Source organism: Clostridium estertheticum, from assembly GCF_011065935.2.
GTDB lineage: Bacteria > Bacillota > Clostridia > Clostridiales > Clostridiaceae > Clostridium_AD > Clostridium_AD estertheticum_A.
Genome location: NZ_JAAMNH020000001.1, coordinates 2428605 through 2441562, shown reverse-complemented (window position 1 = coordinate 2441562; position 12958 = coordinate 2428605). Strand labels below are relative to the sequence as shown.

Below are 12958 nucleotides of genomic sequence, written 5' to 3'. Positions count from 1 at the left end.
ATTGATTTTGGCAACAATAAATAAAATGCGTTGGCTTAAGAATTAAAATCTTCTCTGCCAACGCATTACTATATTGCTCAACCTTCGCCAAGTTAACTACTACTAATTTTGATATTGATAGGACTAAACCTTAAATTCTATATTATTACGAGCTGCTTACAATTTTAATATAGGATTTTAAGGTTATTAAATAATATATACTATAAAGCACTGCATAAACCAAAATTATAATAATGAATTCTTTAGTAATATTAAATCCCAGCATTTTCTCAAGTGGAATTAAGGCGACAAAAGTATTTATCGATGCCACAACGAATGGTGCTCCAAATAAAATCATGAGTTCCTTTGAAACAGCCTTTCTTATTTCAGCTTTACTAACCCCTATTTTTCTAAGAATTATAAATTTGCTTTTATCCTCCGCAGCTTCCATTGACATTTTAAAATATATAATGCTTCCTGTAGCTGTAAGAAATAGTAATCCAATGAATAACCCGATAAAGGCCATCATACCCATTAACTTCAGGCCATCCGCAAAATGTTCATAGAATGTTAAAAGTTTATTTTCAGAAGGCATTTTATTTTTCAAATCCACAATAAAATTTTGTGAAAGAAAATCATTATTAAGTGTATATCCCGTTACTTTACAGGTATTCTCTTTAGAAATCGTACTTTTAATTTTAGAGTATACACTATCCTTCACAATAAAAGTTTGTTTAGCGTGCTCCAATGCTATAACATATTTCATATCAGTATCAGTTATTTTTAGATTATAGTCTTTATTGCCCACCGCTAATTTAACATCTTTACCAATTACACTTTTATCTGTATCAAAGCTGGTTATTTGAAAGAAATAGCAATCCCTTTCATTTTTTAAATTTATTTTTACACCTGCTTTTTCATGACTATTAATTTCATTAAATTTACTTTCATTTAAAACTAAAAATGTACCATAAGTACCAAACAGGGGATCTTTAGTTTTCACCTTAATAAACTCCATAGTGTCCTTATATACAACTGAAATCTCTTTATGATTTTTAATAGTATTCTCAAAGGTTTTATCTGTATTATTAGTACCATTTATGTATTCTATAGAAAATGGTCTCATATTTCTTGAGTTTTCTTCCGTTTTATTAAAAAGTCCAAAGCAGACCATCATGGCACAAAGAGCTACGGTAGTTGTAACCGCTATTACACTTAAGGTACCTACATTACCTTTATATCTATAGTAAAGTTGTGAAATGTATATAAGCTTTGTTCCTTTAAAGAGACTTTTTTCATTCTTTTTACTAACATATATAATTAAAGAAGTAAAGCTTGTAAAAAATAATATAGTACCTATAACAACTAACAATACTACTATGGGAGCTATAAGAATATTAGCAGCAATCTTTCTAATAGCCATATAATATCCGTAGCTTAACAAAACTATAGAAATGATGCTAATTATTAGGGTTAAAAAGGATACTTTCAACCCTTTTTCAGCTTTTTTTGATGAATTAAAAAGATCTATTAGATTGTCCCTGTATATAAGCTTAGAACTGTGAATACTAATTATTATAAACATAGCTCCAAATACTATAGAACAAACTTTTAAAGCTTCTAAACTAATCTGAAAAGACACATCACCTGTAGCTCTTATCATTACATATAATAGCATTATAAAAAATTTATTGAAAATCAGACCTAAAGCAATTCCGCTGCAAAATGCACCAACTATAGTTATCAAATTTTCTATAAAGTTCAATGTTGCGGTCTGTTTTTTAGACATACCTAGTAACATATATGTTGCAAATTCTTTCTTCCTTGACTTTATAATGAAAGTATTAGAATACCATATAAAAAATGCTGAGAAAGTTGCAATCATATAGGAAGCTATGACAAATAAAGTCATAAAACTTTTCATATTCCCTAGTTGGACTTTTACATCACTATTATCTACAATAGACATAAAAAGATATAATGCAAAAACACTGAAAGTGGAACTTAGAAAAAATGCCCAGTAATTTTTAAAGTTTTTCCTTATATTGTTTACAGCCATACTAATTAAGGTCATCTGCACCACCTCCTATGACTGAAAGAATCTTTAATATATTTTGATAGAAATCCTTCCTTGATTTATCCCCTTTATAAATTTCATTAAACAGTTTACCATCTTTAATAAATATAATTCTCTTACAATAAGATGCTGCAAAAGCATCATGAGTAACCATAAGAATTGTAGCTTTATTTTTATCATTTAAATTCTCAAGTAAGCCGAGCAATTCTTTGGAGGATTTGGAATCTAAAGCGCCTGTAGGTTCATCTGCTAGCACCATAGAAGGCTCAGTAATCATTGCTCTTGCAGCAGCTGCTCTTTGCTTTTGTCCTCCTGATACCTCATAAGGATATTTGCTTAATATGTCACTAATGCCAAGCTTAATGCTTATGTCTTGTAACTTTGTCTTTATAATTTTATAAGGAGTTTTTGCAAGAGCTAAAGGTAGTACAATATTTTCCTTTAGAGTCATAGTATCAAGCAAATTAAAGTCTTGGAATATAAATCCAAGTTTTTCTCTTCTAAATTTAGACAAATTTGGATCCTTTAGCTTGGTTATGTCATCACCATGGATTAAAACACTTCCTGAGGTTGGTTTATCAATAGTTGATATTACATTTAAAAAGGTTGTTTTTCCTGAACCAGATGGTCCCATTATTGCTACAAATTCACCATTTTCTACTTTCAAATTTATATCATCAAGTGCTGTATATTTTACACCACCAAATTTTGATACGTAAACTTTTCTTAGATTTTCTATCTTTAATACTTCTGTCATTATAAATACCCCCGTTAATATTAATTATTTTGAATATGTTTTACACTCTTAGTATACAAAAAAGCAAAATATACCGCCATTGCCTCGGCTTACATTTTGCTCTTTCACCTTACATTTTTGTAACCTCATAATAATTATTCCATTTTAAAAAATGAATAATTACTTTAGTGCCTTTACCATATTCTGACTCTAGGGTAATATAGTGACCAAGTTTTTTAGCAATCTTTTGTGAAAGGTATAGTCCCATTCCACTGGCTTTTGTGTTTTCGTTTCTTCCATTAAAACCTGTAAAAGACTTTTTAAACAATCTATTTATATCTTCACTTTTAATGCCTACTCCAGTATCTTCTACTATTAATAAAACTTCTTTTTCAACTTCAATATGTTTAAATATTATGCTTCCACCATTACTAGTATATTTTAATGAGTTTGATAGGAGCTGATCAATTATGAAAAGCAACCACTTTTTATCCGTATCTATAATAAGGGTTTCAGGGACTTTATTTATCAATTTAATATGTTTTTTTATAAATATAATTGAATGTTTTTTAATACTATCTTTAATTAATTTGTTGATATTTACTTCTGAAAGAATATAATCCTCAGAAAAATTATTACTTCTTGAATAATAAAGTACCTTTTCAACATAATCTTCAATCTTTTCAAGTTCTTCTTTTAAGGAGGAAGAGACAGAGTCGCCGCTCTCAAGCAATAGCTTTGATGTGGTAATTGGAGTTTTAATTTCATGAACCCAAGTTGTCATAAACTCTGAATTTTCTTTGAAATCCCTTTCCATAGCCTTTGTGACCTTCAGGAAATCTTCATAAAGCATCTGAATTATTTCAGCATATATTTCATCTTTGTAATCTATTGGCCTAGGCAGAATCGGAGTTTTATCTTCTGAAGCTTTAACCAGTAAAAGCTTTTTAATATGCTGAGACTTTGCATAATAATCTATACTAATATAAATTATTAACATGAAAAAAGAAACAAATATAATATAAAGAACATTAGAAGTAAGTACGCGGTTTTTTCTGTCAAAACATATAGTTAATAAAATAAAAGCCATGAGCAGAATATAAAATACTAAGAGTTTAAGATTTTCCTTTAAATATTTAATAAAACTCATTTAATAACATACCCTTGATTTATAATAGTCTTAATAAAATCTATAAGGCCAATTTCCTTTAGCTTTTTTCTCAGCCTGTTTATATTAACTGTTAGTGTATTGTCATCGATGAAGTTTTCATCCTGCCAAAGCTCTTGCATTATATCCTCGCGGCTTACTATGGTTTCATGTTTTTTCATTAATATATATAATATTTTAAATTCATTTTTAGTTAGTTCAATTGATTTTTCGTCGAAATAAATGGTATTATCCCTTAATGATAGCACAGCTCCTTTATAATCAATGGTATCCATACTTGTATCTCCATAAGAATAAGTTCTACGTAAAATCGCATTTATTTTTGCCATAAGTATATCCATGGAAAAAGGTTTTGTAATGTAATCATCCGCGCCCATATTCACTGCCATAATAACATCCATATTTGTACTTCTAGAAGATAAAAAGATGACGGGTACCTTAGAAACACTTCTAATCTTATTGCACCAATAAAAACCATCAAAAGCAGGCAGATTTACATCCATTAGTACAAGCTGTGGATTTATCTGCACAAATTCTTCAAATACATTATTGAAGTTATTAACTGCATAGGCTTCGAAACCCCATTTACGGAGGGATTCTTTTATTATATCTCTAATTTTCTCTTCATCTTCAATTACCAATATTTTATACATAATATCACCCTCAATACTTTTACAAATTATCATTCGTAGTCATATAAGCTACTTATAATATTGCATATTCTATACGAAAATCAAATCTAGAAACTGGCTCAACAGCACATTTTTTAAACTGGTAAATCTCTTTTCGAAAAAATATATATACCTATACCATATAATGCAATTCCCACTATTGCTAATATGATTACCGGGAAAACTACATTTTTGCCAGCAATAATATCATTTGCATTAAATAGAGTAAATAGTGTGAAATATTTCAGATTCTCTAGCTTTCCGCCCATATTTGCTAGCATCTGTATTAGAAAGAAAGCAATTGGTATTCCTGCGCCGATGGTAAAGGAACGCTTAGTATCATTACTGATACAGGAAGCAAAAAAGCATATTCCACTTATAGCTATGTGAAGAAAATATATAACTACGTTCATCAGGACTAACTTTCCAATTTCAAGCAATCCTGGATGCATTATTGATGAAGAAATTATAATTGCAACTGTTGCATAAGTAATCAATAGACCAATACTCACCCACAGACATAATGCCTGTGTCAATGCAAGCTTTACTCTTTTATTTGGAGTAGCTAAAAGGTATGCCATAGAGCCACGATCCACATAACCTGCTATCAGCTTATTTCCAAGAATTATAGAAAATATTACTGGAAACATTAAAAGTATCATACCATATAAATCCGTAGCTATAAACCCGATAAGAGTATTGCCACTAGCAACAAAACCAAAAGCTTTCATTATACCTGGCATTGATTTAATTATATCATCAAAGGCATTGCTACTATTAGGGTTAAACATGTACACAATACTCAAAATATATATAGTTAATATATAAATAAAAATTATAAGCAGCTTATTATTAGCTTTCATTTCCCGCTTAAATAAAGTCAAACTAATCATTGTTTTCACCTCCATAATAGTGCATGAATAGCTCTTCAAGGGACTGTGTCTTAACATCAAGTTGGATAACTTCATACTTATTTAAAGCACGTATTAGCGGCATTATATTCCCCATAACAGACACAGTTACCTGATTTCCTTTGCTTTCTCTTACCTTAAAGCCCTCATCCGCAAAGCTTGAAGCCATTTCCTCTGTTAAAAATGTAATAATATAGGATTTTCGTTTTGCTTGTGACAGTATTTTCATATCCTCAACGGCAACCAAATAACCCTCCTTGATAATGGCTGTGCGGTCACAGGTTCGTTCAATCTCATCAAAATTATGTGAGGACATAAAGATTGTGTTACCTTTTGCTTTTTCTGATAATATAAGCTCAAGGAATTTATTTTGCATTAAGGGGTCAAGTCCACTGGTAGGTTCATCAAGAATTAAAATATCCGGATTATGCATAAAGGCACATACAATTCCAACCTTTTGCTTCATACCCTTAGACATTTTTTTAATTCGGCCATTTGGCTCTAAATTAAACATATTAATTAGCTCCTCGGCACGGCTAAAATCTTTGATACCTTTCATTTCTGCAATAAATTTAATAAACTGAATCCCACTCATGTCATCCATAAAAGCAATTTCCCCAGGAAGATATCCAAGGCTTTTCTGAATTATATCGCTTTGCGTGCTGCAGTTCATGCCATTAATAAAACATTCACCTGTGCTTGGACGAATAAAACCCATTAGGTGTCTTATGGTGGTGGTTTTTCCTGCTCCATTTGGTCCTAAGAATCCAAATACCTCCCCCTTTTTTACTGAAAGCTCTAAACCAAATACTCCTTTTTTATTACCGTAATCTTTGGTTAATTGTTTGATTTCAATAACATTCACTTCAAATATTCCTCCTTATAAGTACTTTTTCTAAAAAAATCTATAATTTTTTCATACCCCGAATCAATTTCATCCATATTTAAGTGAGGGCTGCGGAACTTTTCCTTCCAAAACCCTTCCACACACCAGCCTATTATATTAATTAGTTGTGCTATGTCTAATTCGTCCTTAAATTTGTTTTTATCTATTATTCCAAGTAGAGCAATAATACTATTATTGGTCGCATCGCTATTTTTTCCAATTAGGTCTCTTGCCACTTCCTCATCATCTTCATAAAAGGTGTTCATCATAAAACGGAAAGAATATACGTGCAGTTTCAATAACTTGCATTTAAATTTTGAGGACTGTAAGAATATTTCAAAAAAATCTGTTTCTGTAACAGCAGTTTCATCTGCTGCTATTTCTCTCATGAGAGTAAATACATTACTATATAAGTATAAATAAAACTCCTTTTTATTCTTAAAATAATGAAATAACAGAGATTTGGAAATACCTGCTTCTTTGGCTATTTCCGACATTGGAGATTTTTTATTGACCGTATCGGTTAATATCATTGTAACTCTATTGACCGATTTGGAGAAGATGCATTTTCAAAAATTCTTCATGTTAATATAAGTAACTGCAAACATACTATTTTAACGCATGGGGAGTTTTTGCATTAATTCCGATTTTGTAGTTTCAATAGTTAAGATTATATTTGAATTTTCCGAAGAAGCTTGCGACTGAGGTTGCTAAATTATAAAAAATTTGAATACATTTCATATTGTGTTATTGGTTCTTTTTTAAAATTATTTTTTTTCAAATATAATTCCAAACTACTGTTATTAGAGAAAGACATCCTTATCTTAGTATTATCCAGATCTACACACCTTTTAATAAGTGATTTAGCGATACCTTTATTTCTGTATTTTTTTTGTATACTCAAAAATTGAATTGCACCATTATTTATACTAATTGCACCAACTAGCTTATTATTATAAATATATCCAAAGATCTTTGACTTAGTTTCTGTAATTAGTCTATTTCGTTTTGCCAATTAATATGAAGCTCTGAAAAAGAATTTCTAAAAGCTCTTAATTCTTCAATACTTATGTCTTCAATAGAATCTGTTGTTACATTTTCAAGCCAGTCAAATTTTTCAGTAGAATAGTAAATTAAATCATATACTTTAAAATACCCATTGGACTCATAAAAATTAATAGCATTATTATTTGAGGCAATAACCTCTAAAAATAATTGTTTGCAATTTTCTTCTATTGCTTTCTTCTTATGAAGTTTTAACAATTGGGATGCGATACCTTTATTTCTAAAAAGTGGAGATACACACATCGTCCCACAACGCATAGTTCTTAATCCATCAAATTCTCTTATTCCGCCTAAAATTATACCAATCCCTCTACCTTCTTCCATTGCAATAAAAGAGTATTCTAAGTTATTTCCTTCTGCACCGAAAAACCTTTCAAAGAAAAGACTTTCTGTTGTTTCAAATTTAATTATATAGTCAGAAAAACCATCAAGAAATGTTTGAAAAATTACTCTTCTATCAACATCAATACAACATTTATACGTTATCATTTTTTTCCCCCTTTAAAATCAAACTACATATTTTGCCTTCACATTTTACATTTCACAACTTTTCTTTTGAAATGTAATTAAATAATTTAATAGCACATCTATAGAAACTAATATTTTTTCTTCTGTAAGTGGTTGTTTCATTACAGAGGCCATAAGAGCAATTCCATCAATTGTTGACATCATTAAATAAATAAATGAATTAATATCTATCAAGTCAGAAAACTCACCAGTTTCTATACCTTCTCTAAGGATTGACTCAATATCACTAAAGAATATGTTAAACCTTTCATTAGCCATTAGCTCCAATTCTACATCTCCATTAACTGATGACCAAAATTCAATAGCAAACTTTGCCCATTTTCTATTTTCTTCCTCTAAAAAACTATTCAATCTTGCATGGATATAGGCACTTATTTTTTCAGTAGCTGTCATTTCCTTGGGTATTTGTTTTATTATATCAGTTTTTTTGTCATCTGATCTTTTTACTATAGCTGCAAACACCTCTTGTTTGCTTCTAAAATAAGTATAAAAACCTCCTTTACTAATTTTAGCTTCTTTAATAATGTCATTAACAGAAACACAGGAATAACCCTTTGAAAAAAACAACTCAAAGGCTACCTTTATAATTTCATCCTTTTTTCCTTCCCATTTTTCTTCACTTATCTTTGGCATTAATAACCTCCTCAGATATAAACGACCACCGGTCTCTTTTAAAGAATACTACTTTTATATTAAGATTTCAATGATTTTTTTAGAAAAATTTAGACCATAATTGACCTATATCTAAATGATATAAAGTAAAACCAAAAACAAGGTTGTAGGTGATTGAAATTCACACAACCTTGTTTTTTATTATGGAACATGAATTACTAGTTTGTACTATAATTTTGGAAGAACTTTTGTTTGCTATCTTTGTTATTGATGAGGACGAAACCTTATCTTAATTCTGGCCAGTATTCTTTATTAGCTTCAATCATTTCATCTAAAATTTGTTTGGCTACAAAAGCGGATGGAATTGTTTTATTCATAGTAAATGCCATAAGTGCTTTTTCATAGGAACCTTCAATTGCCGCTTCAACAACTAATCTTTCACAAGCTTCCTGCTGTTCAGTTAACCCTTTATAGAAAGTTGATATTTCTCCTACACGTATTGGTTCTGGACCATCTTTAGTAATATAAGCAGGTATTTCTACCATGGCATCATCTGGTAGGTTTTTAATCGCCCCATTATTTTCAACCATAACTAAATGTCTCTTTCTTAAATCAAATGCTAAACTCATAGCTACTTCTACAATAAATTCCCCATGTACTCCTGTAAAGAATTGTGGCAAATCAATTTCACCAGTAGAATTATACTGATCCACTGCTGCGAAGATTTTTTTCTCTCTTCCTTCCATAACCTCATTGGCTCTAGTATGGTTTTTGTCTGATTCTTTAACTATCTTATCTCCTAAGAGATAATACTGCATATAAGTGTTTGGGAGATATTTAGGGAACATATTCATTATAATTCTGGCATTATCAAATGTATGTAGCCATGATGCATCATTATGTCTTATATCACTTCTTGAATCTGGAGGAATATAACCATGCTTTGCTACGTATTCCATTAATTCCTCTGTTTTATCTTCCCCATTTACTCGAACTTTCGTAAACCATCCGAAATGATTTAAGCCAAAATAATCCACTTCAATTTCATGTCTATCACAGTCTAAAATATTAGCCATATTTCTCATAATGGCAACCGGCATATCACAGATATTCAGAATTCTTGCATTTGGCCTTATCTTATACATAGCTTTTGCCACAATAGCTGCCGGATTCGAATAATTGACAATCCAATAATTTGGACTAGCATATTTTTCACAAAAATCAATTATTTCAACCATAGGAAATATAGTTCTTAGTCCATATGCTAACCCACCTGGACCACATGTTTCCTGTCCCACTACATTATATTTCAATGGGATTTTCTCATCTAATTCTCTCATTTTGTAAAGTCCAACACGCATTTGAGCAAAAACAAAATCAGCATCTTTAAAGCCTTCTTCTGGATCTGTCGTCAATATAAGCTTTAAATCCGGATCAAACATTTCAACAACTTTTTTTACTATTACTCCAACCTTATTCTGACGTTCTTCATTTGTATCATATAATCTCAACTCTGATAATTTGAATTCTTCTTTTTTTGAAAGTAAGCTTTTAACAATTCCTGGTGTATAAGTACTTCCACCACCTACGATTACTAATTTAAAGGTTTTCATTTAAATAATTCCTCCCTAATTCTATTCTTTTGTTTCTAAAGCTTCATCTACAATTGTTCTAATCTTATTAATTGAAAGTCCATAAACAACCTGAATATTATTTCCTTTCTTTACAACACCAGCAGCTCCTGTAGTTTTCAATATTTTTTCATCAATTAAACTATCATCAACCACATCTACTCTAAGTCTTGAAAAACAATTTTCCACATCTACTATATTATTTTTACCACCTAATCCCTTAATAATTGCTAACGCTTTTTCTCTATCAACATTGGCATTCTCAATTTTTTGATCATTCTTGTTACCTGTTTTCATAACTTGTTTAATTTTTACAGTATTTTCATTTAAATCAATTACAGTATCTGTATCGTCATCTTCCCTTCCAGGTGTTTTCAAATTCATTTTTTCAATCATAAATTTGAATACTATAAAAATAACAGCTATTTCAATCAATCCTATTAATACATATATAGGCCAATGAGTTCTACTAATACCTGCTGGAAGGTTTAAAACAAGAAAATCTAAAATACCATTTGTTGCACAAACTCTTACATTAAATAAGTAAACTAACATTTGGAATAATCCATCAATAACTGAGTAAACAAACCATAATACTGGAGCTGCAAAAATAAAGGTGAATTCTAGCGGTTCTGTAATACCAGCAATTACAGCAGTTAAAGTTGATGGTATTAGCTGTGCTTTTAAATTAGTACGTTTTGCTTTCTTAGCAGTGAAATAAAATGATAAAGAAACACCAATCACTCCAAAAGTTTTTACCAAACCATAATTCAAAAATCTTGCTGAATCTCGCATAGTCGTAATTGTTGGATCATTGAGTAATGCTAAAAATACAGGTTTAGCCCCAATTACATTTTGTCCATTAATAATCATCTGATCACCTACTGCAGAATATAAGAATGGTGACCAAATCAAATGGTGTAGTCCAGTTGGAACTAAGAATCGATTTAAAAATCCATAAACAAATACTCCCAGTGCCCCTGCTGTACTCATAAATCCTGTAAGGGAAGTAATTCCATTTGCTATAGTTGGCCAAATATATGTTACTCCAATGCTTAGTATTGCAATCACTGGAATCATTATAATAAATACAAATTTACTGTTACCAAATGGAGCCATAGCACTTTTAAATTCTGTGTTTACAAATTTATTATGTACTAAAGCTATTAAAATTCCTAAAATCATTCCTAGAAAAACCCCCATGTCGGTTACATGGAATCCCAGCTGAATTGTTTGACCTGTACCATATAAAACACCTGCTGTATTGCCCTTAATTAATTTGCCTGACAATTCCAACCATTTGCTATTAGCGCCTAAAAACAAAATATAGGATATAATAGATACAAATGCTGCGTCTGCCTTTTTCTTTTTTGACATACCCATCGCAATTCCAACACAAAACAGAATACTTAAATTATTCATAATTGGTGACAACATACCATTAAAGAATTTTCCTATTTCCCAGATTGCTCCACCCTCAGTAACAAATGCTGTATTAGTAAGAATAGCAGTTAACGCAATCAACATACCTACAATAGGCAGGTATAAGACTGGTCCAATCATAGCTTTCGAAAATTTTTGCATACCATCGAAAATCTTATCTTTCATTTAAAGCTCCCCCTTTATTATTTCATATTCTTTTTTCTCTCGGTAATTACCTGAATAAAGAGTAGCATATTTAATATATCTTGTTAATAGATTTAGCCATTTCAGTAACTTGTTAACCAAAAAGTAAACATGTTTACCTTTACATACAAAAAAGACTACCTCAAGAACTAGTCCTGAGGCCGCCTTTTTAACAGATTATATCTTATTTATTACTTTATCTAATAAGTATTCCATAACAATCATTACTCTAGCATAAAAATAATTAGCAGTAATATTTCTGTCATCTAACTCTTTATCATCCAATATAGAGAAGTGTAGAGTAGATTGCTTTTCCATTTGATTTAAAGGCTTTCCAGTAAACGTTATAATATCTAATTTATTTGCAGCTGCATAATCTATAACTTTAGTTATACTTTCTGTCTCTCCACTCTTAGATATTCCAATTACTAGTGCACCACCTATCTGGTTATTATCATATACACCATAGGAATTTGTTTTAATACATTTAAATCCCAATACCAACATCTTTCTCCAAAAAAATTCTGCAATTGGGGCGGAAAACCCAGTTGCTGTTATAAAAATTATATCATTTTTATGTTTAATCAATGTAGAAACAAACTTCTCTATACTTTCTTTATCTATATCAGCTATAAAACTTGTAATTTCAGACGTATGCTCTTGATTCTTTTTATTATTTTCTATTATAAAATTTAAACGATATACCATATCTGTATAACCAGTATATCCCATTTTTTTTGATAATTTAATTACTGTTGCCGCTGAAGTATAATTAGTATTAGCAACTTCTCTTACTCCTTTATTTAAAACTGAATCACTATTTTTCAATATATATTCAAGCACTTGTCTCTCAGTTTCCGTCAATTTATAGTTATCAGCAATTTTATAAATATCAAACTTCATTTGTCACCTCCAATATTGTGTAACTAGAGTATTTAGCTTAGTAGATGAAATATAAATTAATCACTATAGTAGCTTTCAAGGCCCATTAGTTTAGGGCAATGCCCTTCAATTGGTATATTAGCATAATTTTCAGTATTTTAATATCTTATTTATTTTTTTATTAGA

Annotated in this window: 13 protein-coding genes; all 13 read right to left on the bottom strand. The window is 30.2% G+C overall.

Annotated features, from left to right (window positions below; all coding sequences use genetic code 11):
- Nucleotides 1-145 precede the first annotated feature (145 nt).
- Entirely contained in the window at nt 146-2053 is a 1908-nt protein-coding gene (locus tag G9F72_RS11385; protein ID WP_164958985.1) for an FtsX-like permease family protein, read from the bottom strand.
- Nucleotides 2040-2813, bottom strand: a complete 774-nt coding sequence (locus G9F72_RS11380; protein ID WP_164958984.1) for an ABC transporter ATP-binding protein — start codon at nt 2811-2813, stop codon at nt 2040-2042. Before G9F72_RS11380 ends, G9F72_RS11385 begins: the two co-directional genes overlap by 14 nt.
- A gap of 109 nt (nt 2814-2922) precedes the next feature.
- Nucleotides 2923-3942: a sensor histidine kinase gene (locus G9F72_RS11375; protein ID WP_164958983.1), complete on the bottom strand. Its 1020-nt coding sequence runs from the start codon at nt 3940-3942 to the stop codon at nt 2923-2925.
- Nucleotides 3939-4613, bottom strand: coding sequence for a response regulator transcription factor (locus tag G9F72_RS11370; RefSeq protein ID WP_164958982.1), 675 nt, complete (start codon nt 4611-4613; stop codon nt 3939-3941). The genes G9F72_RS11375 and G9F72_RS11370 overlap by 4 nt, the downstream gene beginning before the upstream one ends.
- A gap of 113 nt (nt 4614-4726) precedes the next feature.
- Entirely contained in the window at nt 4727-5524 is a 798-nt protein-coding gene (locus G9F72_RS11365; protein WP_164958981.1) for an ABC transporter permease subunit, read from the bottom strand.
- A complete protein-coding gene (locus G9F72_RS11360; protein ID WP_164958980.1) occupies nt 5517-6407 on the bottom strand; it encodes an ABC transporter ATP-binding protein in 891 nt (296 codons plus the stop codon). Before G9F72_RS11360 ends, G9F72_RS11365 begins: the two co-directional genes overlap by 8 nt.
- On the bottom strand, nt 6404-6961 hold the full coding sequence (locus G9F72_RS11355; protein ID WP_164958979.1) for a TetR/AcrR family transcriptional regulator: 558 nt from the start codon (nt 6959-6961) through the stop codon (nt 6404-6406). Before G9F72_RS11355 ends, G9F72_RS11360 begins: the two co-directional genes overlap by 4 nt.
- Nucleotides 6962-7143: 182 nt before the next feature.
- Nucleotides 7144-7443: a GNAT family N-acetyltransferase gene (locus tag G9F72_RS27600; RefSeq protein ID WP_164958978.1), complete on the bottom strand. Its 300-nt coding sequence runs from the start codon at nt 7441-7443 to the stop codon at nt 7144-7146.
- Nucleotides 7422-7982 (bottom strand): GNAT family N-acetyltransferase, encoded by a 561-nt coding sequence (locus tag G9F72_RS11345; RefSeq protein ID WP_164958977.1) that lies wholly within the window; start codon nt 7980-7982, stop codon nt 7422-7424. The genes G9F72_RS27600 and G9F72_RS11345 overlap by 22 nt, the downstream gene beginning before the upstream one ends.
- Before the next feature lie 45 nt (nt 7983-8027).
- Nucleotides 8028-8654 carry a TetR/AcrR family transcriptional regulator gene (locus G9F72_RS11340; RefSeq protein WP_164958976.1) on the bottom strand — a complete coding sequence of 209 codons (627 nt, stop codon included), beginning with the start codon at nt 8652-8654 and terminating at the stop codon, nt 8028-8030.
- Between the two features lie 263 nt (nt 8655-8917).
- Complete coding sequence (locus G9F72_RS11335) at nt 8918-10246, bottom strand: 6-phospho-alpha-glucosidase (RefSeq protein ID WP_164958975.1); 1329 nt, start codon at nt 10244-10246, stop codon at nt 8918-8920.
- A gap of 21 nt (nt 10247-10267) precedes the next feature.
- The gene (locus tag G9F72_RS11330; protein WP_164958974.1) at nt 10268-11872 is read right to left on the bottom strand and encodes a PTS transporter subunit EIIC; all 1605 of its coding nucleotides are present in this window, start codon (nt 11870-11872) and stop codon (nt 10268-10270) included.
- Nucleotides 11873-12067: 195 nt separating this feature from the next.
- Complete coding sequence (locus G9F72_RS11325; protein WP_164958973.1) at nt 12068-12793, bottom strand: MurR/RpiR family transcriptional regulator; 726 nt, start codon at nt 12791-12793, stop codon at nt 12068-12070.
- Nucleotides 12794-12958 lie beyond the last annotated feature (165 nt).